19 protein-coding genes are annotated in these 22,868 nt (G+C 41.3%); 5 read left to right on the top strand and 14 right to left on the bottom strand.

What is annotated here, in order from left to right; all coding sequences use genetic code 11:
• The first annotated feature begins 183 nt into the window (after positions 1-183).
• On the top strand, positions 184-1,245 hold the full coding sequence (locus tag SJY38_RS08110; protein WP_377109585.1) for a hypothetical protein: 1,062 nt from the start codon (positions 184-186) through the stop codon (positions 1,243-1,245).
• Between the two features lie 87 nt (positions 1,246-1,332).
• Positions 1,333-2,400 (top strand): hypothetical protein, encoded by a 1,068-nt coding sequence (locus SJY38_RS08105; RefSeq protein ID WP_377109584.1) that lies wholly within the window; start codon positions 1,333-1,335, stop codon positions 2,398-2,400.
• Between the two features lie 64 nt (positions 2,401-2,464).
• Here SJY38_RS08105 and ttcA read toward each other — a convergent pair whose 3' ends face one another.
• The 11 genes from ttcA to ccoN all read right to left on the bottom strand — a co-directional run bounded on the left by ttcA (position 2,465) and on the right by ccoN (position 12,512).
• Positions 2,465-3,382, bottom strand: coding sequence for a tRNA 2-thiocytidine(32) synthetase TtcA (gene ttcA, locus SJY38_RS08100; RefSeq protein WP_029774533.1), 918 nt, complete (start codon positions 3,380-3,382; stop codon positions 2,465-2,467).
• Positions 3,383-3,485: 103 nt separating this feature from the next.
• Complete coding sequence (gene uspE / locus SJY38_RS08095) at positions 3,486-4,412, bottom strand: universal stress protein UspE (protein ID WP_024032584.1); 927 nt, start codon at positions 4,410-4,412, stop codon at positions 3,486-3,488.
• A gap of 106 nt (positions 4,413-4,518) precedes the next feature.
• On the bottom strand, positions 4,519-5,256 hold the full coding sequence (locus tag SJY38_RS08090; RefSeq protein WP_024032585.1) for an FNR family transcription factor: 738 nt from the start codon (positions 5,254-5,256) through the stop codon (positions 4,519-4,521).
• Between the two features lie 68 nt (positions 5,257-5,324).
• Positions 5,325-5,996 (bottom strand): sulfite exporter TauE/SafE family protein, encoded by a 672-nt coding sequence (locus tag SJY38_RS08085; RefSeq protein ID WP_029774532.1) that lies wholly within the window; start codon positions 5,994-5,996, stop codon positions 5,325-5,327.
• Complete coding sequence (ccoS, locus tag SJY38_RS08080; RefSeq protein WP_002963071.1) at positions 5,989-6,156, bottom strand: cbb3-type cytochrome oxidase assembly protein CcoS; 168 nt, start codon at positions 6,154-6,156, stop codon at positions 5,989-5,991. The genes SJY38_RS08085 and ccoS overlap by 8 nt, the downstream gene beginning before the upstream one ends.
• Positions 6,153-8,528, bottom strand: coding sequence for a heavy metal translocating P-type ATPase (locus SJY38_RS08075; RefSeq protein ID WP_377109581.1), 2,376 nt, complete (start codon positions 8,526-8,528; stop codon positions 6,153-6,155). Before SJY38_RS08075 ends, ccoS begins: the two co-directional genes overlap by 4 nt.
• 8 nt (positions 8,529-8,536) lie before the next feature.
• A complete protein-coding gene (locus SJY38_RS08070) occupies positions 8,537-9,028 on the bottom strand; it encodes a FixH family protein (RefSeq protein WP_004588822.1) in 492 nt (163 codons plus the stop codon).
• A 141-nt stretch (positions 9,029-9,169) separates the two neighbouring features.
• Positions 9,170-10,204 carry a cytochrome-c oxidase, cbb3-type subunit III gene (gene ccoP, locus SJY38_RS08065; RefSeq protein WP_054982343.1) on the bottom strand — a complete coding sequence of 345 codons (1,035 nt, stop codon included), beginning with the start codon at positions 10,202-10,204 and terminating at the stop codon, positions 9,170-9,172.
• Positions 10,201-10,386 (bottom strand): CcoQ/FixQ family Cbb3-type cytochrome c oxidase assembly chaperone, encoded by a 186-nt coding sequence (locus tag SJY38_RS08060; protein WP_004588824.1) that lies wholly within the window; start codon positions 10,384-10,386, stop codon positions 10,201-10,203. The genes ccoP and SJY38_RS08060 overlap by 4 nt, the downstream gene beginning before the upstream one ends.
• Before the next feature lie 5 nt (positions 10,387-10,391).
• Positions 10,392-11,066 (bottom strand): cytochrome-c oxidase, cbb3-type subunit II, encoded by a 675-nt coding sequence (ccoO, locus tag SJY38_RS08055; RefSeq protein WP_004588825.1) that lies wholly within the window; start codon positions 11,064-11,066, stop codon positions 10,392-10,394.
• A gap of 12 nt (positions 11,067-11,078) precedes the next feature.
• Positions 11,079-12,512, bottom strand: coding sequence for a cytochrome-c oxidase, cbb3-type subunit I (gene ccoN / locus SJY38_RS08050; protein WP_004588826.1), 1,434 nt, complete (start codon positions 12,510-12,512; stop codon positions 11,079-11,081).
• Positions 12,513-12,851: 339 nt separating this feature from the next.
• Here ccoN and SJY38_RS08045 point away from each other — a divergent pair, with 339 nt between their 5' ends.
• From SJY38_RS08045 to SJY38_RS08035, 3 genes are all read left to right on the top strand, one after another.
• A complete protein-coding gene (locus SJY38_RS08045) occupies positions 12,852-13,277 on the top strand; it encodes a hypothetical protein (protein WP_377109580.1) in 426 nt (141 codons plus the stop codon).
• 894 nt (positions 13,278-14,171) lie between these two features.
• Entirely contained in the window at positions 14,172-16,754 is a 2,583-nt protein-coding gene (locus SJY38_RS08040; RefSeq protein ID WP_029774528.1) for a TonB-dependent receptor, read from the top strand.
• A gap of 103 nt (positions 16,755-16,857) precedes the next feature.
• Complete coding sequence (locus SJY38_RS08035; protein WP_377109579.1) at positions 16,858-18,210, top strand: hypothetical protein; 1,353 nt, start codon at positions 16,858-16,860, stop codon at positions 18,208-18,210.
• Positions 18,211-18,277: 67 nt separating this feature from the next.
• On the opposite strand, the gene SJY38_RS08030 is transcribed toward SJY38_RS08035, so the two are convergent.
• Genes SJY38_RS08030 through mfd form a run of 3 tightly spaced genes read right to left on the bottom strand, consistent with a single transcriptional unit; the run spans position 18,278 to position 22,856 of the window.
• Positions 18,278-18,529: a DUF3862 domain-containing protein gene (locus SJY38_RS08030; RefSeq protein ID WP_377109578.1), complete on the bottom strand. Its 252-nt coding sequence runs from the start codon at positions 18,527-18,529 to the stop codon at positions 18,278-18,280.
• Between the two features lie 17 nt (positions 18,530-18,546).
• Positions 18,547-19,383 carry a peptidoglycan binding protein CsiV gene (locus tag SJY38_RS08025; protein ID WP_024032592.1) on the bottom strand — a complete coding sequence of 279 codons (837 nt, stop codon included), beginning with the start codon at positions 19,381-19,383 and terminating at the stop codon, positions 18,547-18,549.
• Positions 19,383-22,856: a transcription-repair coupling factor gene (gene mfd / locus SJY38_RS08020; protein ID WP_377109577.1), complete on the bottom strand. Its 3,474-nt coding sequence runs from the start codon at positions 22,854-22,856 to the stop codon at positions 19,383-19,385. The genes SJY38_RS08025 and mfd overlap by 1 nt, the downstream gene beginning before the upstream one ends.
• Positions 22,857-22,868 lie beyond the last annotated feature (12 nt).

Raw genomic sequence — 22,868 nt, 5'->3', positions numbered from 1 at the left:
TTGAATTTAAGTAATTGAATATAAAGTCAATATAGATTTAGCAGAATTTAAATGATAATAAATTGTTGCATTTTTGAGCGTTGTTCCTAATACTGGTCAATGCATGTGCGCCTGCACATGTGTAAATGAATACCTTAAGTACATAGGCATAAAAATAAAACACTGAACACATTAAGGATTTATATGAACAACTCTAAACGAACACACACACTTAAATATCTACTTTTTGCCAGCGCTGCGTTTTTAATGAGCTTTACTGCACTGAGTAAAGATCACAAAATTATACTGATCCACGGCTTACAGGTATCGCAAATAACCAATAAGTCGGGCAGCGATGTAATAAACGACGGTGAAACCTATTGGCAAACCTATTGGAATAACCGTGCTGATGAACGTATTGATTGGCCTGCCTATGAGCGTATTGAAGGTAAAATTGCGACCGATTGGGTATGGCCTAAATTAAAGCAAATATCGCGTTCTAACTTATGTGCTGATGGCTGTGTGCTAGTAACGCATTCAACAGGCGATTTAGTTGCTCGCCATATTATTGATAACCAAGCTAATTGGCTTGAAAATGCAGGCCTTACACCACTTAATATTGTGGCGACCTTTGATTTAGCGGGAGCAGGGGGCGGCAGCGAGCTTGCCGATATTGCTGTAAGTGCTTTAACTGGCGCAGCATGGAACTTTGCAGTGGATGCAGCACTCAAATGGTGGTTAGGCAGCGATGTGACAGAAGCGGTGGGCGTATTACACGATTTAAAAGTAAATAACGCACGCAAAATTTCGCCGTTTCCAGATGCGCGTACGCCGCGTTTACGTTTTGTAGCCGATGGTAATGAGTACCTAGGTTTAACGGGCGGATTTTTAAAAGGGAATGATGATTCGGTGGTGGCATCGCATTCATCGTGTGGAGCAAGCGCGGCTAAATCGTTTGGTAGTTGTAGTAGCACTATTGATACTAATGGCCAGTTAAAATCGCAAGGCGATGCCGTTAATAGCTTTATGCCGCACCATTATCCAATGATGATGAGCGACAGTTACAGCCACAACGAGATCCATAATGCGCAGCGCAAAGGGAATGTCACAATTGCCATGAACAACATAAATGTAGATGGTCAAAATGTTGGCTTTAACACATTTGATAAAACAACGGGTACTTGGTTTTGGAAAAAACACTACCGCTATATTAAGGATTCAAACACGCAAAGCGCCTCGGCACTTATTTATAACGTGATCCCTTAATAAGTACCTAAATTTTATAAACGCGTTAGGTATTAAACGCTAGAGCGTGTAGTTATTTGCTGCACGCTTTTAAAGGATTGATGCAACATGAAAAAGTTTTACATTGGTGCCGCTGTAGTCAGTATTGCGATGTTTTTACTGTGGTTTACAAATAAAAATGAAGTTAAAACGCTTGAGCCTCCCGCTGCACTGGCAATAAAAAACAAGACAGATCCAGCAAGCCCAGATAAAAACACCGTAATAACCATTGATGTGCCAAAACAAAAACAGGCAAAAAGCCCTCCCAAAATACATTATGATCAGCACTTGGCCCGTGCCGCTGAGCATGTGGCAATGCAATACCAAAGCGCACTAAAATACCCGCCTTATTCGCAGCCCTTAAGCGCACTTGATGAAGACCGTTTAAAGCCCAATCAGTTTTACCCAGTTACAAGCCCCATTGACGATGCGGGTAATGCCCTCGTTGTTAGTTTAGATAAATATCGGTTTGTATACCCGCAAGAAATAACCATTAATATTGCTGCGCAAAACCTAGCAGAGGTAAATGTAGTGCTAAGCAATACCGATACTAAAGCGTCAATCAGTTCAAAAACCACCACAGCTCAGCAGGGTGAAGCCACGGTGCGCTTTAAAGCCAGTGAAGACTACCCGCGAAATTTACAGCTATTTGTAGAGGCAAATGTTGCAGGTAAAAAGGTGCCTGTAGTTGCGCAAATACAGTATATGCCACCCAGTGCGACGCTTATTGATTTTGATAATGCCTATGCACAAAACGAAAACATGATAGCCACAGCCCATTTAAAGGTGCTTAAAAGCGGCTTATATAGAATTAGAGCTAATTTATACAGTGATACGACCCCACTTGCACATTTGGTGACTAAAAAGAAACTTTCACAAGGCAGTCAAACGGTGGATTTAAAGGCGCATTGGTCGGTATTACCACAAGGGGTGGCTAACATGCGTTTAAGTGACTTTGTGATAGAGCGCATGTCGCCAAGCCCAGGTGAGCGTAATAGTTTTGGTAGCAGTGACATTACTGAGTTTGAAATTACAGATTTTGCCTACGATAGTTTGCAACAGTTGCCTTATCAAGCAAACGAGCAAGAACGAATGAGCTTAGAGTTTTTAAAAGGGTTAGCTGATAAAGGTGCTTAGCAGGATTAATGAGTATAAAAAAAGGGGCGAGTAGCCCCTTAACTGTATTTTTAAAACCGTTAGCTTAGCTTAGGTTAATAGTAACCACATCAGCTTGTTGCTGTTGGTTTTCATCTTCATCGCTGACAGGCGCGTTAGGTATATCTGGTTTATCGAGTGCTATATCGCCGCCATCAATAACGTCGCCGGTTTTTAGGTTTTCAAAGTCAAATAGTTCTGTATCGGCTAAATGCGAAGGCACCACATTTTGCATTGCAGTAAAAATACTCTCAATACGCCCAGGGTGGTCTTTATTCCACTGCGCTAGCATGTTTTTAGTGTGTTTACGTTGCAGGTTTTCTTGTGAGCCACATAAGTTACACGGAATAATAGGGTAGCCTTGGCTAAATGCGTATTTACTTATATCGGCTTCTTTACAATAAGCGAGCGGACGAATAACCATATGCTCGCCGTTATCGCTCATTAATTTAGCCGGCATGCTTTTAAGCTTACCGCCGTAAAACATGTTTAAAAAGAGTGTTTCGATCATGTCATCGCGGTGATGGCCAAGGGCAATTTTAGTTGCGCCCATTTCTTTGGCTGTACGGTACAAAATACCACGACGTAGGCGTGAGCAAAGCGAACACGTGGTTTTGCCCTCAGGAATTATATCGGTAACAATGCTGTAGGTGTCTTCTTCTACAATTTTGTATTCAATATCTTGTTTATCAAGGTACTCAGGTAAAACGTGTTCAGGAAAGCCTGGTTGTTTTTGATCGAGATTAACAACAAATAAATCAAATTTAATAGGCGCCACACGCTTTAAATGTTTAAGCATATCAAGCATGGTGTAACTGTCTTTACCACCCGATAGGCATACCATTATACGGTCGCCTTCTTCTATCATGTTAAAGTCCATGACGGCTTGGCCAGTAAGACGGCGTAAACGCTTTTGTAGCTTATTTAAGTTGTATTGAGCTTTGGCTTGAGCTGAGTGAGACACTACGCCCCCTTATAAAACAATGCGGCAAATTATTTGCTGAAAATAAAGGGGCGTATTATATACCCAAGTACTATGGGTATTAAAGCGCTAGTTAAGGCTTTGTTTAACTTTTGGCAAGCGGGCTTACGTAGCCATCAGGTTTTAATGCCAAGACATCGCAATCTAGGCTATCAATTACGTGCTCGGCAGTGTTGCCAACCAATGCGGCACTTAGCCCCGTACGCCCTACGGTGCCAATCACCACCAGTTCGCTATTTAAGCGATTTGCTACATCGGGGATCACATCCTCCGGTAGGCCTTCTTCTATAAAGCATTGCTCATTAGTTAAACTAAAGGTTTTAGCAAGCTCGTTGGTAGATTCTATGTGGTGTTTTTTTACAGATTCGTTATAAAGCCCAGGGTTAAATTCTGGTATCTCTATGGCAATATTAATGGGTGTAGCAGGGTAGGCATTAACTAAGTTAAGTTTAGCGTTGGCAAGTTCACATAAAAATTGTGCATCTTTAATAATGCGTTTATTAAGGGCTACATGCTCATCGTTTTCACTAACCGCATTGACCGCGGCTAAAATATTACCTTGCTCAGGCCAAGCCATTTCTTTTACAAATAACACAGGTGTGGGGCATTTACGTACTAAGTGCCAGTCTGTAGGGGTAAAAATAACCGATTTTAGCGCACCATGCTGATGGGTACTTTTAACAACTAAATCGTATTCTTGTTCAATAACGGTATTAATAATGGCTTCAAAAGGGCGGTTATGCCAGACCACCTGGGTGGTGATATTTACATCTGGGTAGGTAGAAATTATATCCTTAAGCCATAATTCTCTATCGTTTATAACGGCTTTTCGCATTGCTTCGCGCTCTTCAAACGACAACATGGTGGTCATTTCGTAAGAAAAGTCGTAAACAGTCATAAAGGCGGTAATACTGGCGCCTGACTTTTTGGCTAAATCAATCGAGCGAGCTAAACCGTGATGGTCATCCTTAGTGGGATCAATAACGGCTAAAATACGTTTAATAGTGTTCATATGCTACTCCCTTTTTAACTTACTTTCAGTGTAACGTAAATACACAGCAGTTAAAGGGGTAGCACACAAATTGTTGTTCTAAATCAAAGTTACAACAACTATTAGCTTAGCAAGGCTTAATTATTGCTGCCGTTTTGGCGAGTGCGTCACTGTCTAAAATAGTAATAAATTTACCTTCTACCTTTATTAAATCGGCTTTTTGAAAACGACTTAATAAGCGGCTGATGGTCTCAACGGTTAGGCCTAAGTAGTTACCTATTTCACCACGAGTCATGGTAAATCTAAACTCTTTACGCGAAAATCCGCGCTCGCCAAAGCGCTCCGAAAGGTTATAAATAAAGCTCGCTAGGCGCTCTTCTGCCGATTTTTTATTAAGAAGTAGCAGCATTTCTTGATCGTAGGTAATTTCGCTACTCATTAAACGCATAATTTGTTGGCGAAGTTTGGGTAATTTACCTGCTAACTCATCGAGTGTATCAAACGGGATTTCGCATACCATTGATGTTTCAAGTGCTTGCGAAAAGCTCTGATGAGCCATTTTACTAATAGCATCAAAGCCGACTAAATCGCCGGCTAAGTGAAAACCGGTAATTTGCTCATCACCTTGCTCAGACAATGTGTACGATTTAAATGAGCCTGAGCGTACTGCATAAATTGCATTAAGCGCAGCACCGGATTCAAACAAGTAGTCGCCTTTGTGCAGGGGCTTTTTGCGCTCAATGATTTCGTCAAGTTTATCCATTTCTTGGCCATTTAACGAAAACGGCAAACACAATTGGCTGATGCTGCAGTTGTTACAGCTAATTGCACAATTACTTTTAGCGCGACTTTGAGAGAAATCCATAATTTAATCCGTTTTAATTTTTATACACAGCAGTGAAAATAAACCGAGTGGCTTAATGCCGCTAACGATTAATGTACTAGTTTGTCGGTGGCAATGATCAACAGGTACATACCATACCAAATTATAATACTGCCTAACACAATTCGCGTCCATGGGTGGTTAATAACACTATTAAGTTTTTGGGCGGCCAGGCCTAAGGTGATCATGGCCGGAAAGGTGCCAAGCGCAAAACAAAGCATCACTAGGGCACCATCAAATGCACTAGGGCTGGTCATTGCCCATGTGAGCGCTGAATAAACCAAACCACAGGGTAGCCACCCCCACAACGCGCCGTAACCCAATGCTTTAGCCGTTGAATCTACCGGCATTAAATATTTATTAAGCTTAACAATATGCTGCCAAATAAGTGTTTTGCCTATTTTTTCAAGCCATTGCAAAGTGGGGCCTACGCGCATTATATATACGCCTACCAGCAGCATAAAAATAGCCGCAATGAATGAAAGGGTTGTAGAAAAAAACGTATTTTGCTTTGCAAATTGGCTACTTATACCCGCAACGAGTGCGCCAGCCAGCATGTAGCTACACGCTCGGCCAATGTTATAAGCAAATGAATAAATAACAGATTGGCGCTTGTTACTGGCCAATTGCAATGAGCTGGCAATACCACCGCACATGGCAAGGCAATGCCCGCTACCAATTAAGCCCATTAAAAAGGCGCTGGTGTAAAGTGGGTCAATCATTACTTTTGTTGTGTTGTTCTTTATCATCTTCAAACAAAATACTATGACCTTGTTTGTTTAAATCAGAGAATTGCTCGCTTTTAACGGCCCAAAAAAACACGCCAATGGCAATAATCACAAATAATATGGCAATCGGGATTAAAATATAAATTATGCTCATAACTTTAAAAGCCTTAGTGAATTACTAATCACAATAATTGAGCTGGCAGACATACCAATAACGGCCATCCACGGGGCAACAAGCCCAAGCGCTGCAAGCGGTAAAATAGAAGCATTATACAACAAAGACAGCGTCAGGTTTTGCTTAATGATTCGCCTGGTTTGCTTAGCAACATTGAGTAGGTGCGCAATTGAGGCTAAATCACTGTTTAACAGCACTACATCGGCACTGTTTTTAGAAATATCAGCGCCGGTTTCCATTGCAATGGATAAATGAGCACTGGCAAATACTGGGCTGTCGTTAATGCCATCGCCTATCATGGCAACTACTTCGTTTTGTGATGACCATTGCTCTACGGCGGTTTGTTTATCTTTAGGCGACAGGGCGCTTTGGCTGCTGTTGAGCTTTAATTGTTTTGCTATTTTTTGCCCTGCGTCTGATGCATCGCCTGTGAGCATATGACAGCTTAAGTTTTGTGCTTGTAAGGTACTTATAAGCTCACTGGCACCGGGTTTTACTTTATCTATAAAGTAAAAACGAGCAACTACGCGTTTATTTATAAATAGGCTTGCTTGGGCATTTGTTTTTTTACTGTCAAACCAGCCGCTTTTACCAATAGCGTAATGTTTATCTGCGCTTTGTGCACTAATGCCCATACCTGGGTGTACAGTAATGTTTGTAAGGGCAAGCTCGGTGGTGGCGTATTTATTAAATGCGCTGGCTATGGGGTGCTCAGAATAACGCTCTAACTGGGCTGCAATATTAAGCGCTTGCTCTTTAGAGATTGTGTCATCGAGTATATCAATAGCATCTAAGCTAAATTTACCCTGTGTGAGGGTGCCTGTTTTATCAAAGGCAAACAGTGTTAATTGCGAGAGGGTTTCGAGCACATGTGCTTGTTTAATTAACACCCCTTTGCGGGTGAGCGTGGCTACAGCGCATGTTAATGCGGTAGGTATAGCAAGGCTAAGCGCGCAAGGGCAAGTGGCAACCAATACAGAAATAGTGATCCAAAACGCGTGCTCTGGGTCAATTTGGTACCAGCCAATGGCCGTTATAGAGGCAAAAACTAGCAAGCAGGCAATAAACCACTGGGCAACTTTATCGGTAATTTCTACCAGTTTAGGGCGCTTGGTAAGCGCAGTGTGTTGTAAGTGTATAATTTGGTTTAGTAGGGTGTTTTGGCCAATTTTATTTATTTTTATTTCTATTACGCCATCATGATTAACACACCCGGCATACACATTGTGGCCAATAAACTTATTAACGGGCTGATGCTCACCGGTCATCATCGACTCATCAACGCTTGTTTGCCCCTTGATAAGCTCTCCGTCAGCGGGGATAGTTTCGCCAGCTTTTATGAGTACAACATCATTCAGCTTAAGTTTTTTTGCAGCAATAATATGCTCTTGGCCGTTATCATCAAGGGTGCGGGCGGTTAAAGGCAGCAGCTTTTGTAAGTTGGCGGTAAACTCGCTGGCTTTTAATCGGGCTCTAAATTCGAGGTATTTACCTAATAATAATAAAAAGGTGAACATACATACCGATTCAAAATACACTTCGCCTACTTGCATAAATGTGGCATAACAGCTGGCGCTATACGCACCAAAAATAGCCAGCGAAACGGGTAAGTCCATATTTAACTGTTTTGCTTTTAAGCCATTAATAGCATTAGTTAAAAAGGGTAATGCGCTGTATAAAATAACGGGGGAGGCAAGTACTAGGCTTATCCACCTAAAGTATTGCTCAAAGTTATTATCCATACCCGAGAACATGCCAAAGTACATGGCAAAGGCAAACATCATCACTTGCATGGTCATCAGCCCTGCAACACCTAAGCGGCGTATATAGGCTTTTGCTGTTTGTTGCTTTTGTTGGGCTTCGTCATCGGCTTGAAACGGGTAAGCTTTATAGCCAATTTTGGCTAAGGAAGTAATAATTTCGCTTAGCGGGGTTTGGGTTTTATCCCATTGGATCATGGCACGGTTAGTTGAGGTATTAACATCAACGCGCTTTACCGTTTTTAAGCTAAGTAATTGCTTTTCGATAAGCCATGCACACGCGGCGCAGGTAATGCCTTCAACACTTAACAGTACTTGGGATAAGTTATCGGTTGTGGCTATAAACTCATCTTGTATGTCTTCATTGTCGTAGCTTTTAATAAACGCGAGTTGCTCAGGGACTAACTGCTCTACTTTACCAGCGCGTACGGTGCGGTATTTGTAATAGTCGGTCATGCCTTGGTCAACAATGTTTTGCGCAACTGCTTGGCAGCCAATACAGCACATAGGCTGTGGCGTGTTATCTATTGTTACGGTTGCGCGAAATCCATTTGGCACACTTTCAAGGCAATGAAAGCAAGAAACGCTCATAGTGGTGGCTACTTATAATTTGGGGTAACTAACAAAGGCTGCTCTGTAGGAAGAGTAATGTTTTCTTTTAACTTCCAACTACCATCCACCGGCTCTATAAATACAGAGTAAGCACCTGGTGTGTAGTTATCTAAAAGGGCAGTAAATTCTTTATTTGCATTAGGGGTAAGCGTTGCTTCAAAGTCATGCGCTTTGATGGTGCGATGATAAAAAGACAGCTTTAAAGCGTGTACGTTACTATAATCGCCTTTGGTAAAGGCAAAACTGGCACGCTCGTTTGTAACATTAAGCTTGCCATGTAAAAACAGTGCTTTGGCTTTTTCAAACTTAGTAAGTTCTAAGTTTATTGCTTTGCCTTTTTTATAGTAATCATCAACCACCATATCTGGGCCGTTGCCCACAGCAGTAATAATTAAGGTTATGCACCCGATAATGGCCGCTAGCGGAAAAAAGATTAAAAACCAAGGCCAAAAATTTTTATACCACGGAGTAGGTTGCATAGTTGCTCTAAAATTAGTTTAGGTAGGGCTATTTTATAGCAAATATTTGTAAAAGACTAAAAAAAAGCCTCCGACTGGAGGCTTTTTTGATCTGGATTAATCTGTTGAAATAAAAAGATTAATTAATAGTTAACTCGGTGTTTATTTATCTTGCGATAAACTGTAAACATAGGCAGTTAACAGGTGAATTTTATCTTCACCTAAAATGTCTTTCCATGCTGGCATTACACCGGCGCGGCCATGGTTAAGGGTTTCTTCAACAGCGCGTTGAGAGCCACCGTATAACCAAATGTTATCTGTAAGATTTGGTGCACCAAACGGTAAGTTATGTGCAACAGAGCCTTTACCATCTGCACCGTGACACGCGGCACACATTGCAAACTTAGCGGCACCCGCAGCGGCATCTTTTTGGTTAACAGTACGACCAGACAAGCTAAGTACGTGCGCTGTCATTTCTTTAACGCCTTGCTCACCAAGTGCTGCACTCCAAGAAGGCATTGCTGCTACACGACCATAAAGAAGTGTTTCTTTAATTTTGTCTGGTGAACCACCGTATAACCAATCTTTATCAGTTAGGTTAGGGAAGCCAGTTGCACCACGTGCATCTGAACCATGACATTGCGCACAGTTTTGCGAGAATAAACGCTGACCAATTTCAAGTGCTAACTGGCCGTCTGTTTGTTCATGCTTTTCGCCATTTTCAAGGGCTACTTGCTGCGCTGCATCACCTTCAAATTTAGAGTTAACTAAATCTAATACTGGTACTTGTGCAAGCTTGTTAAAAATAGGACCAAAGCGCTCTTGTGCTGCTTCGTATTCTTTATCAAGCTTTACATAGCGGCCTTCTTCTTTTGCTTTAGCCGTGGCTTCTTTAGATTCCGCTAAAGAGGTAATACCTTGGTTAGAGCTTGTCCATTTACCTAAGCCTTCCCAGTTACCCAAACCTGGATAGGCTGCTAAGTAATATACCGACCAAATAAATGTTGCGAAGAACATGTACGTCCACCATTTTGGTAGTGGATTATTTAGTTCGGTAATGCCGTCATATTCATGTCCGCAGTCTTCACCTTCTTTTACGCCAGCATAGTTTTTAAGGTTCCAAACTAATAAGCTAAAAATGATGATTAAGCAGGCTAGGGTTAATACAATAACCCAAATACTCCAAAAGCTAGTCATTTTTCAGACTCCTTTTCCTCGTTAGAGAGTGTGTTGTTATGTTTTTTTTCATCTTCGAAAATGGCATTAGCAGCGTCATCAAAACGATTTTTGCTACGCTTGCTGTATGCCCATACAACAATCACAATAAACAATACTAAAATTACCAGAGTCAAAATGCCTCTGTATGTTCCGTAATCCATAATAATTACTTCAAGTGGGTGCCAAGTTGCTGTAAATACGCGATTAGGGCTTGCATTTCTGTTGCGCCTTCGCCGTTATTCATAGCGTTAACTTTATCAACATCTGCTTGTAGCTCTTCGTCGCTGCCATAACCTAAACCCGGGTGTTTAGGGTTTTCTGGGTTAATAGCAAAAGTATCACGGAAAATTTGTAGTTTTTTCAGAGTCAGGCTGGTATCAACCTTAGTCTCTGCTAACCAAGGAAAACCTGGCATGTTCGACTCAGGAACCACGGCGCGTGGGTCAACTAAGTGTGCATAATGCCAATCGTCCGAGTAACGGTTACCTACACGTGCAAGGTCAGGACCAGTACGTTTAGAGCCCCATTGGAAAGGGTGATCCCATACTGATTCGCCCGCTACAGAGTAGTGACCGTAACGCTCAACTTCATCACGAAAAGGACGAATCATTTGTGAGTGACAGTTATAACAACCTTCACGTACATAAATGTCACGACCTTCCATTTCAAGCGCGTTAAGAGGGCGCAAACCTTCTACAGGTTTTGTTGTATCGTCTTGGAACATTAGCGGAGTAATTTCAACTAATGCACCAAAACTAATAGCAAAAACAGTCAGAATAGCCATTAGGCCAACGTTCTTTTCTACTATTTCATGTTTGTTTTGTGAATTTTTATTGCTCATCATCTCACTCCGTTATGCTAATTGTGCTTGCGCGTCTAACTTCAGTGATTCTTTCTCAGCTGAAATTGTACGCAGAACGTTGTAAGCCATAACTAACATACCTGTAACGATGAATACACCGCCTACAAAGCGCATAATGTAGAAAGGATGTGATGCTTCTAAAGACTGAACAAAGCTGTACATTAATGTACCGTCAGAGTTAACTGCGCGCCACATTAGACCTTGCATAACACCTGAGATCCACATTGCAACAATGTAAAGTACAACACCTACAGTGTGTAACCAAAAGTGCGTGTTAACCAATTTAACGCTGTACATACGACCTTGTGCGAATAACGCAGGAATAAGGTGGTAAATAGCACCAATTGAAATCATCGCAACCCAACCTAGTGCACCTGAGTGTACGTGGCCAATAGTCCAATCTGTGTAGTGAGATAATGCATTTACAGATTTAATTGCCATCATTGGGCCTTCAAACGTAGACATACCGTAGAAAGACAATGAAACAACTAAGAAACGCAGTACTGGGTCGGTACGTAGCTTATGCCAAGCGCCAGAAAGCGTCATTATACCGTTAATCATACCACCCCAAGACGGTACAAACAGGATAATAGACATAACCATACCTAAACTTTGCGTCCAATCAGGAAGTGCAGTGTAGTGAAGGTGGTGAGGACCTGCCCAAATGTAAAGTGAAATAAGTGCCCAAAAGTGAACTACCGATAAACGGTAAGAGTAAACTGGGCGACCGGCTTGCTTTGGTACAAAGTAGTACATCATACCTAAGAAACCAGCCGTTAGTAGGAAACCTACAGCGTTGTGACCGTACCACCACTGAACCATTGCATCTACCGCACCTGCGTAGATTGAGTATGATTTAGTTAACGACACAGGCACTGCCATGCTGTTTACAATGTGTAGCACTGCAACAGTAATAATAAAGCCAGCGTAGAACCAGTTAGCAACGTAGATGTGCGATACTTTACGTTTGATCAGCGTACCAAAAAATACGACTGCGTAAACTATCCATACTACCGCGATTAAAATATCGATTGGCCACTCAAGCTCTGCATATTCTTTAGAGCTAGTAATACCCAGTGGTAATGTAATTACTGCTAATACAATAACAAGCTGCCAACCCCAAAAAGAGAAAGCGGCGAGTTTGTCTGAGAAAAGGCGCGTTTGACAAGTACGTTGAACGACGTAATAAGACGTCGCAAAAAGTGCACTGGTACCAAATGCGAAAATTACTGCGTTCGTGTGTAACGGACGTAGTCGAGAGTATGTTAACCATGGTGTATCAAAGTTAAGTGCTGGCCAAGCTAATTGGGCAGCAATCAGAACCCCAATACTCATGCCAACGATGCCCCAAATCACTGTCATAATAGCGAATTGGCGTACAACTTTATAGTTATACTCAGTTTGTGATGCTACTGTTTGGCTCATTTTCTGGCTTCCGCTGCAATAAATGCGTTTAGAAATGAATTACCCACCGTTTAAAGTGGGGCCTACTATTTTCCCCAAGCGTATTACCTAAAACGTTCAAAGCCTGAATGCTTCAGAAAACAAACTCGAGAAACCCTTATTTTTTGCGGGTGAAATGATAAATTTTTTGGCCTAAAAAAGATAGGTCAATTACATAAAATTATGACATCAATCAAAGTTTGTGAGTTTGTTGTTTATTTTTTGATACAGATTGTACCTATATTAACCAAGCAGCACACTGGCTATTGTTATTTCAAAGCATGCTAATTAAGATTTGTTTTTATTTAGCGCGGATTTGTTATGCATATATATAGATTATCTTTGTTTTTAATGCTGTTTTTTGTATTAACAGGCTGTGACAATGCCAACCAAAAAGATCAAAAAGCACTGTTAAAAGCAAATTGTGACACGAATCAGCGCTGTATTTATAATACCGGTGTTAAAGTATGGTTAAGTGATAAAAATATTACCCCCGAAACCCCCTTTAGTATTTACCTTGATTTACCCGCCCACCTAAAAATAGATAACGCTAAGCTTGAAAGTATAACCATGTATATGGGTTTTATTCCGCAAAAGTTCACTAAAGAAGCAACTATTTATAAAAGTGACACTATGGTGGGCATATGCTCTGAGAAAAATATGCTGTGGCAACTGGTGCTTAATTTAAGCAATGTTCAAACTGGTGAGCAAATCACTCACTTTTATAATTTTTATGTAACGTATTAAGGTACCTTTTTCCTGCTAATCATTTTTTAGCTGGCGCATAACAAAAGTCAGCTATTAATAAGGTATTACTATAATAAGGCATTACTATTTAGCGGTACGTCTTATATATGGCAATAGCAGGTGTATAAAATTGTATTTAAAGCACTAACACATTTAAACCTCTTTGCTGCCTTGTTTATTAATCTATTTCTTCATTCTCATTTGTTTTATGTTGGTGTGCTTGCTCGTTCTTGTTATGGAGTGAATTGCCTTACGCCAATAGGGGGGCTCCGTCATGTTTATAGTAAAAGCGTATTACTTGCATTACCGGGCATGTAAAAAAGTAAATCCTGCTTAGTTTCATGATAACTATTTTAATAAAGTTAAACGCCCTCAAATTAAGACCCTCTAATGATTTGCTAAATCAAATAACGCCTCCCGATCCGAGCAAACGTTGAAGTCTCGCTGAACAAAAAATATTACCAAAAAAACGAAATAAATAGCTTAATAAGACTATTTAAGCGGTAAATCTGCATATTTATGGTTATTAATTTTATTACAGCTTTACGGTTTTACTAATGCGCTGTGATTAATATGTTAATTTTTCTAAAAAGGGTATATTTATACGCTAATTACATTTAATTACAATCTGCATAACTTTGATTTCAGCTGTGTTTTAATTGCTTCGCTTTTGTGTTATCTCAATGATTTTTAATTGTTTTTTTTAGTTAACACTGCAACAAGTTATAACCTTTGTACCTTTTTTGGTTATTCTTTTTTGGTGTTGTATATATAACGACCTTTCATTAAGTTTTTGTTCAGTTAACTCAGCCTAAGTTGCCCCCCTGACTCACAATTCTTATAAAAAGTGAGCATTACCAATCAAGGTAAATTTCCAACAAGTAGGGTTTATTCATGAAAAAATCAACTCTTGGTTTAGCTGTAATCGCAGCAATCCCAATGTTCTCAAGTATGCAAGTAGTAGCGGCCGAAGATGGCGCAAACGCTATTGAAAAAATTCAAGTAACGGGTTCTCGCATTAAGCGCGCAGATATGGAAACCGCTAGCCCAGTTACTTTAATCGGTGCAGATGACATTGCTGCAACCGGCGCAGTTTCGGTTGATGCCGTATTACAAAAAATGACTGCTACTGGTGGTGCAATGACCAACCCAGGTATCAATAACGGTTCTGGTGGTAATGCTTCTATCGATTTACGTGGTTTAGGTTCACAACGTACACTAGTACTTGTAAATGGCCGTCGTATGATCAACTCAGGCACAGGTGCTGCCTCTACTGTTGATTTAAACACTATTCCTGTTTCAATGATCAAGCACATTGAAGTACTTAAAGATGGTGCATCTGCAGTATACGGTACTGATGCGGTAGCAGGTGTTGTAAACATCATCTTAAAAGATGACTTTGAAGGTTTAGACTTAAATGTTAAATCTGCAATCACTACAGAGGGTGATGCTGATGAAACGTCTTTCGATATCACTATGGGTGGTAGCTTTGGTCGTGGTAACGTTGTAATTGGTCTTCAGTACACTGACCGTGGTGACGCATCTCAAGCAGATCGTAGCTTCTCTGATTGTCCATTAACAGAAGATGGCGACGGCAGTGCACCTTACTGTTCTGGTTCTTCATACACGCCAAATGGCCACGTATGGTCAGGTGATGAATCACTACAAGGTCAAGCAGACAACGGTTGGCATGACTTTGGTTCTGATGATGCGTACAACTACTCATCAGACAGCTACCTATACACGCCTATGCGTCGTTTAAACCTTACAGGTATCGGTAGCTTCGATTTAACAGATGACACGCGTTTATACTCAGAATTTACATACTCTAAGCGTTGGTCAGAGCAACAAATGGCGCCACAGCCAGTATGGTTTGACTTTGATTACACTGAAGAAATGGGCGATTCACTAACAAGCCACAATATTAACTACGGTGATGAAGTTTCTTACGGTCGTCGTATGACAGACACAGGTACTCGTGATTTCTCACAAGTTGTTGACACTGTGCGAACTGTAGTAGGTGCTGCAGGTTACCTTGACAGTGGTTACGATTGGGATGTGTCTGTAATTTTTGGTCGTAACGATTCAGTTGACCGTTTAAGCAACCTTCACAACATGGGCTCTATCCAAGATGCAATCGAAGCGGGTGACTTTAACCCACTTATGCAATCTTCTTGGTCTGCTGAGAACTTAAGCGACTACGTTTACACTGAGCAAAACTCAGGTGGTAGCCAATTACTAATGTTCACTGCATCATTAGCTGGTGAAGTAATGGAACTTCCTGCAGGTTACGTAGGGTTTGCTGCTGGTGTTGAGCGCCGTGAAGAAAAAGCATGGTACATCCCAGATTCAATCACATCACAAGGTCTTGCAAACGACCCACGTGTTGAGCCTACAAGCGGTCGTTTTGACGTAAACGAAGCGTACTTAGAGCTTGCAATTCCTTTAGTTAGCGATGCGTTCTTAGCGCAAAACGTTGAACTAAGCACTGCAATCCGTGCTTTCGATTACAGCACTTTTGGTTCTGACGAAACATGGAAACTTGGTTTAACTTGGCGTGTAAACGACGAAGTAATGCTACGTGGTGTTCGCTCTACAGCATTCCGTGCGCCTACAGTAGCTGAGCTATACTCAGGTAATTCACCTTCGTTTGAACAAGTTAGCTTCCCTGGTGCACAAGACCAAGCAGAAGTAACTGTAGGTGGTAATGACCAATTAACGCCTGAAGAAGCTGATACGCTAACAGCGGGTATTGTGTACGAGCCAGAGTGGTTTGAAGGTTTCTCAATGACGTTAGATTACTACGACATTGAAATTGAAAACGCAATTGCTACTGTTAACAACCAATACATTGTTGACTCTTGTTTAGCAACAGATGGTTCATTAGCTAACCAAAGTACTGCGTTATGTAGCTCTGCTGCGGTATCGTTTAACCAAAGCACTGGCCGTATTGCTTTTAATAACCAACTACAAAACGTAGGTTACGAGCAAACTAAAGGTTACGACTTAAACTTAAACTACACATTTGATGCAGCTGGTCTTGCGTGGAATACATCACTAGATGTTACTTACCTAGACGAGTACTTAGTAGATGTTGTTGAATCAAGCATTGATTACGCTGGTTTAATTACTTCTGGTATCGGTGGTTATGCAGATGTTAAGGCTAACTTTGAACTAACTGTGAAAGGCGACGCTTGGAACGCAAACTACAAAGCACGCTACATTGCAGGAATGGATAGCTACAGCTGTCAAGGTGATGAGTCATCATGTTATGCGCCTACAACGCCTTCAGTTGTATACCATGACATAAGCGGTGCTTACATCTTTAACGAGACTGTGTCAGTAACAGCAGGTGTTAACAACTTATTTGATAAGCAACCTCCTTACTACACAGGTAACAACGATTCTAACACTGACCCGTACACATACGATGTACTAGGTCGCCGTGTATTTGCTGGTGTAAACGTTAAGTTTTAATTAGCACATTAATCGTATTAAGGCTCAGTGTTTACTGGGCCTTTTTTATTGAACAAAATTAAGGAGACCAGTACACTTATACACTCAATAAAAGGAGAGTTGTTTGATAAAACAAGACGAAAATTTATCTTTTGTCATAGAACCAGAGTTATCCCCTCGCTCTGAGCAGCGTATCGACCTGTATTTTTCTATACCCAATGAAATGGGTATAAACGTGCAAACCCTCAGTGAAGAGTCTTATTTTAATAACCACTTTAAATCGCACTTAGCTTATAACGCTAAAAACATACACTTACCCTTAGTGCGTAGCCGCTTTGTTAGTAAAAACAAAGGTGAGCAACAAGATTACCGCCAAAACCTTAATTTGTACTGTTATCAGGTGCGTTTAGCGCTCGACGCTGATATTAAAGATGCATTAAAGATTCAAGAAGTGGATGCTTTTTATGCCCGTGCACAAGAGCTGTTTGAGCAAAGTGAAGGGCTGCTAAAAAAGCTACGCAGATATACCCCCGATGATGAAAAGCTGGTGCCGTTTTACACCAATGCCGATAACTATTTAAGTTGGCATGTTGAACAGTCGTTTTTAAAGCTATTAGATGAAGGCCCACGCAGCAGCGACTTTGCGAAAGAGCGCAACGACTTACTGCAATTTTGTAAAAACGAAAATACATACCGGTTTGAGCAAAATTACAACTCAGAAACCACGTTGCAAGATGGTAACCGCATTACAAATAAAATGCGTTTACTGCAGCGCCTAATAGAGCACGGCGTTATTTTGCATCGCAATACGCGTTATTTAAATAGTTACCTAAAGCGTTTAGTAAAAGGCACGGTTACAGCTGTCATTATGGCATTTGTAATGGTGGTTATACTTAACGCGCGCTCAACCTTTACCGAAGTGACCGCTACCCTTATTTTAATATTAGGGGTTATTTACGGCTTGCGTGAAATATTTAAAGAAGACATTACACGGGTAATTTGGCGCGCTATTGTGCGCGGGCGTCCTAAATGGCGGTTTGTATTTAAAAACAGCATCACTAAAGACCGCGTTGCAAGTCAGTTTGTGTGGCTTGAGTACATGCGTTTTAAAAAAATCCCTAGTGAAGTAAAAACAATATTTTCAAAAAGGCGTCAGCAAAACAAGCTAGCCGCGCAGTGGCTGCATTTTGCCAGTGAAACACGTGTTTCAGCTAAAGAGTTTTTACCAGGCTACGATACTCTACAGCAAAGTATGCGCTTTAATTTGGCGCCCTTTGCACGGTATTTAAAACGCGGCGAGGGAAAGCTGTATCATCTAGATGTTAATAAAATATCAAAGCAAGCGGTTGAAAGGCGCTACCAGTTAAATTTGGTGATGGTATTAAAAGATGAGGAAAGAACTTTATACCAGCGTTACAAAATAACCCTTAATCGCAGTAAAATAGTTAATATTGAACTTATTTACTCTAAAAAATAGAAAATAAAAAAGGGATAGCAACGGCTATCCCTTAGTGTCATGTAAATTTACCTAATTTAGCGCAGTATTACTGCGTTATACCGTGCTTAGAATAAATAGTTACCTTGTCTGAAACGAGTGTTATTTCAATGTTTTTAGACTCATCACCCCATACACAATTAGTATGTAGGGTTTTTTCTACGCAGTTATCAGCAGAGCCTAAAATAGCTTCTACTTCGGCTTTATCCATGCCAACTTCAATTTTTTCGTAGTTTTCTAGGCTTACTTTTGAACAAGCTGCCAGGCTTAGCGTTGCTGCGATGATCAGGAGGTTTTTCATTGTTATGTCCTATTGATTTAGTGTTTATACTTTCGTATTTGTACAATCATGCCCATACGAGGATGATCAAAGTAATGGATTTCACCACTAATTACACGTTTAAATTGTGAAAAGCGGGCCGATTCTATATCCCCATTAGGTAGTTTTTCGTTTACGTCAAAATCAGCGGTTATGTAAAGGTAGTGGCGTAAATGTATTTTAAATAAACCATCTAGCTCCCAATAGCTTAGGGGCTGCTCTGAGGTATTAAATAGCTGTGGCTTACTTTGTACTAGGCTAATAAAGTCGGGATTTGAATAATTAGGCGTAGTGTTAACGTCGCGTTTTATATGATCCCCAGAAATTAAATGTATGCTTGGCGCACGCGATTTACTTGCCCCTTCAAAGCGCCAGCCGGTATGTAGTAGCGGGGCTAAACCTTTTCTGTCTAAAGCGCGGCGCTGGGCAGTAAATTGTAATTGCTCAGGTGCGAGTAAATAGGGCTCATCCATCGTATCTTGTGCCGGTGCTAATGGCGTAACGGGCAACTCGTCGTAACTTTTCATAAAGTCGATACTGTTATCACACACACCCGATTGTGGGTTGGCATTAACTAAAGAATCGGTAAACGAGCGTTTTTGAAAGCGACTATCGCCATCTATACATGCCTGCATAGCTTGCTCTGTGTATAAAGGGGTGAGTAGCTCTAACGTATTTTTCGCCTTAATGGGCTCGTGCTTTAAGCTAAAGTCTTCTTGTAAATAGGGGGCAGGGCGCTGTTTAAATACCAGCACTTCTACTTCAAACCAACGTTCTGCAAATGCGGTGCTGCTAAATAAGCAACATAACACGATAAGCGATTTTTTTAGCAACATTAATGGCTAACCTTTTTTTCGAAATCTGCAATCATTGCAGTGACCATTTTTAAGCGTTCACGAGGGTTTACCTCATTAATCGCAAAGCGCAATTTATTTGCGCCATCCATTTTGTACACATGGGGTGCACTTTGTATCAAGCCTATGATGAAGCTAGGATTAACCTTCGTATTTTGGCTAAATTCAAAGTAGCCCCCTTTAGGGTTTGCCTCTATTTTTGTAATTCCTAAATCGCTAGCACGCATTTTGAGTTGCTGCATACTAAATAGGTTTTTAGTGGCATCAGGTAATAAACCAAAGCGGTCTATTAGCTCTACTTGTAATTCGTCCATATCGGCAAGGTTAGCACAACTTGCAATGCGCTTGTACATACCTAAACGCGCATTAACATCGTGTATGTAATCATCAGGTAGTAAGGCAGGGAGTTTTAAATCAACTTCAGTTTGCTGCTGAAGCAGGTTTTCAAGCGTTGGCTCTTTACCATTTTTAAGGGCATTAACCGCTTGCTCTAGCATTTCCATATACAAGCTAAAGCCAATAGTTTGCATTTGCCCTGATTGATCGTCGCCTAATAGCTCACCCGCACCACGTATTTCTAAATCATGTGTGGCAAGGGCAAAACCTGCGCCTAAATCTTCCAACGACTCAATTGCTTGTAAGCGTTTGGTGGCATCTTTAGAAAGTGCTTTAGCATCGCCGGTTAATAAATAAGCATACGCTTGGTGGTGGCTTCGCCCAACACGACCGCGTAATTGGTGTAATTGCGCAAGGCCAAGTTTATCGGCTCTGTCCATTATAATAGTATTAGCAGTAGGCACATCAATACCGGTTTCGATAATAGTGGTACATACCAGTACATTGTATTTTTGATGATAAAAGTCTGTCATTATTTGCTCAAGCTCTTGCTCGCGCATTTGCCCATGAGCAGAGGTGACACTAGCCTCTGGCACCCATTCGCTGATCTCTTGCGAGACTCGCTCAATAGTCTCAACATTGTTATGCAAAAAGTACACTTGGCCGCCGCGTTTAATTTCACGCAGTATGGCTTCGCGTATTAAGTCGCTGTCGCGTTGGCGTACAAAGGTTTTAACCGCTAAACGCTTAGCAGGTGGGGTGGCAATAATTGATAAATCACGCATGCCGCTCATCGCCATATTTAAAGTACGCGGAATAGGCGTTGCAGTAAGCGTTAATATATCTACATCAGCACGTAATGACTTTATTTTTTCTTTTTGGCGCACACCAAAGCGGTGCTCTTCATCAACAATTAGTAAACCTAAGTCGTTAAATTTAATATCTTGCTGAATTAACTTATGCGTTCCAATAACGATATCTAGTTTACCGTCGGCCATTTTTTCAAGCGTGTCTTTTTGCTCTTTAGTTGAATTAAAGCGCGACAACACTCCCACTTCGATAGGAAAATCGGCAAATCGGTCTTTAAAGTTTTCATAATGTTGCTGAGCCAGCAGGGTGGTTGGTACTAATACGGCTACTTGTTTGTTATCGTTAACCGCTACAAACGCGGCGCGCATAGCCACTTCTGTTTTACCAAAGCCTACATCACCACACACTAAACGGTCCATAGCAAGTTTTGATTGCATATCACCAAGTACGGCTTCAATAGCATTACGCTGATCGTCGGTTTCTTCAAATGGAAAGCTGTCGCTAAATTGGCGATAGCTTTGCCCATCGAGTGCAAATTTATTACCTGGTTTTGCTTGGCGCTGTGCGTAAATATCTAATAGCTCCGCGGCTACATCACGTACTTTTTCGGCGGCCCGCTTTTTGGCTTTCTCCCAGGCATCTGAGCCAAGTTTGTGAAGCGGGGCGCTTGCTTCTTCACCGCCCGAATAACGGCTTAGCATATGCAGTGCCGATACCGGCACATACAGTTTTGCTTCACCGGCATAGGTAATGGTAACAAACTCAGTAATTACACCTGCCGCGTCAATTGTTTGCAGGCCTTGATAGCGACCAACACCGTGGTCAAGGTGAACAATTGGCTGGCCCTCTTTAAGCTCGGCTAAGTTGCGAATTAACGCATCTTGGCTTGCTTCGTATTTATGTTTACGGCGCCTGCGTTGCGACACCTTGATACCTAACAGCTCTTGCTCGGTAATAATAGAAAGGCTCGGTTTTGTACCCAGTACAACACTTTGCTCAAGAGGGCTTACAATTAAGCCTACATCGCTTTGGCTTTGTGTAAATTGCTGTAAGCTTTCAAATTCTTTAAACTTTAAGCCGCTTGGCTTAAGCACGGTTAATAAAGACTCGCGGCGACCATCAGACTCAACACTTAATAAAATACGGCTTTTTTTCTTTTTTTGTTCTGCCACATAGTTAATAAATGCGCCGTAGGGTTCGTGTTGTTTATGATCGATTCGTACTGCGGGCAGCTCGCTCACATTTAAGTTTTTATTGCCTGCTTTAGTGGGTAATTTAGCTTGCGATAAACGTATTCGTGAAAACTCACCTAAATTAGAAAACAACTCATTAATAGGTTGATACAACTCGCTGGGCGCCAGTAGTGGACGCAGGGGATCTACTTTACGGTTTTCGTAGCGTACGTTTACATCGTGCCAAAAGGTATCTGCGGCGTGTTCTAAGTCACCTAGTTGCATAACCGTAGTGGTGTTTGGCAAGTAATCAAAAATGGTGGCAAGCTTTTCAAAAAACAGCGGCATGTAGTATTCAATACCGGCAGGCCAAGTACCTTTGCTTACTTGCATGTAAACAGAGTCTTGCTCTGAGCTGGCCCCAAATTTATCGCGATAATTTATTCTAAAACGCTCAACGTCTGCTTCGTTGGTTGGAAATTCATGCGCGGGAAGTAACTCAATTTTCTCTACTTTTTCATCTGAGCGCTGGGTTTCTACGTCAAATAAACGAATAGAGTCGAGTTCATCGTCAAAAAAGTCGAGCCTAAATGGGTGCACACTGCCCATTGGGTACAAATCAACAATAGAGCCGCGTATTGCGTATTCGCCGTGCTCCATTACCTGTTGTACGTTTAAATATCCTGCTTGTTCTAAATTACTGCGCAGGTTATGGGTGTCGAGTTTATCGCCTACTTTAAAATTAAGGGTAGAGCCATAAATAAACGAAGCAGGCGCAGTACGTAGCATTAACGTAGATACAGGCACTATAAGTACGCTTTGCTGCTCGTTTTTTAAAGTGTTTAAAGTGGCTAAGCGCGCTGAAATAATATCTTGGTGCGGAGAAAAATGGTCATACGGCAAGGTTTCCCAATCAGGAAATACCATTACCGGGTTATCTGGCAATAAGTATTCGAGCTCGGTTTCAAGCCGTAATGCGCTTGGCGTATCTGGCGTAACTATAAGCACTAAATCGTTTTGCTGTTTTACACCTTCTGCAATGGCTATACTTAGTGCACTGCCAGTAAGCTGCCCCCATTGAATTTTATCTTTTTGAGATTTTACCCACGGCAAGGCTGCCCATTGCTCAAACGCCATTTAGTGCTCCAT

The sequence above is a fragment of the Pseudoalteromonas sp. R86517 genome (assembly GCF_042466295.1).
Classification (GTDB): Bacteria; Pseudomonadota; Gammaproteobacteria; order Enterobacterales; family Alteromonadaceae; genus Pseudoalteromonas; species Pseudoalteromonas atlantica.
The sequence above is the reverse complement of the archived record's forward strand: the minus strand, read 5'-3'. Positions and strand labels throughout refer to the sequence as shown.

What these genes read in the sequence shown, in the direction of transcription:
- SJY38_RS08110 (WP_377109585.1), top strand. Translation starts at nt 184, where the DNA reads ATGAACAACTCTAAACGAACACACACACTTAAATATCTACTTTTTGCC.
- SJY38_RS08105 (WP_377109584.1), top strand. Translation starts at nt 1,333, where the DNA reads ATGAAAAAGTTTTACATTGGTGCCGCTGTAGTCAGTATTGCGATGTTT.
- uspE (WP_024032584.1), bottom strand. Translation starts at nt 4,412, where the DNA reads ATGAACACTATTAAACGTATTTTAGCCGTTATTGATCCCACTAAGGAT.
- SJY38_RS08090 (WP_024032585.1), bottom strand. Translation starts at nt 5,256, where the DNA reads ATGGATTTCTCTCAAAGTCGCGCTAAAAGTAATTGTGCAATTAGCTGT.
- SJY38_RS08085 (WP_029774532.1), bottom strand. Translation starts at nt 5,996, where the DNA reads ATGATTGACCCACTTTACACCAGCGCCTTTTTAATGGGCTTAATTGGT.
- ccoS (WP_002963071.1), bottom strand. Translation starts at nt 6,156, where the DNA reads ATGAGCATAATTTATATTTTAATCCCGATTGCCATATTATTTGTGATT.
- SJY38_RS08075 (WP_377109581.1), bottom strand. Translation starts at nt 8,528, where the DNA reads ATGAGCGTTTCTTGCTTTCATTGCCTTGAAAGTGTGCCAAATGGATTT.
- SJY38_RS08070 (WP_004588822.1), bottom strand. Translation starts at nt 9,028, where the DNA reads ATGCAACCTACTCCGTGGTATAAAAATTTTTGGCCTTGGTTTTTAATC.
- ccoP (WP_054982343.1), bottom strand. Translation starts at nt 10,204, where the DNA reads ATGACTAGCTTTTGGAGTATTTGGGTTATTGTATTAACCCTAGCCTGC.
- SJY38_RS08060 (WP_004588824.1), bottom strand. Translation starts at nt 10,386, where the DNA reads ATGGATTACGGAACATACAGAGGCATTTTGACTCTGGTAATTTTAGTA.
- ccoO (WP_004588825.1), bottom strand. Translation starts at nt 11,066, where the DNA reads ATGAGCAATAAAAATTCACAAAACAAACATGAAATAGTAGAAAAGAAC.
- ccoN (WP_004588826.1), bottom strand. Translation starts at nt 12,512, where the DNA reads ATGAGCCAAACAGTAGCATCACAAACTGAGTATAACTATAAAGTTGTA.
- SJY38_RS08045 (WP_377109580.1), top strand. Translation starts at nt 12,852, where the DNA reads ATGCATATATATAGATTATCTTTGTTTTTAATGCTGTTTTTTGTATTA.
- SJY38_RS08040 (WP_029774528.1), top strand. Translation starts at nt 14,172, where the DNA reads ATGAAAAAATCAACTCTTGGTTTAGCTGTAATCGCAGCAATCCCAATG.
- SJY38_RS08030 (WP_377109578.1), bottom strand. Translation starts at nt 18,529, where the DNA reads ATGAAAAACCTCCTGATCATCGCAGCAACGCTAAGCCTGGCAGCTTGT.
- SJY38_RS08025 (WP_024032592.1), bottom strand. Translation starts at nt 19,383, where the DNA reads ATGTTGCTAAAAAAATCGCTTATCGTGTTATGTTGCTTATTTAGCAGC.
- mfd (WP_377109577.1), bottom strand. Translation starts at nt 22,856, where the DNA reads ATGGCGTTTGAGCAATGGGCAGCCTTGCCGTGGGTAAAATCTCAAAAA.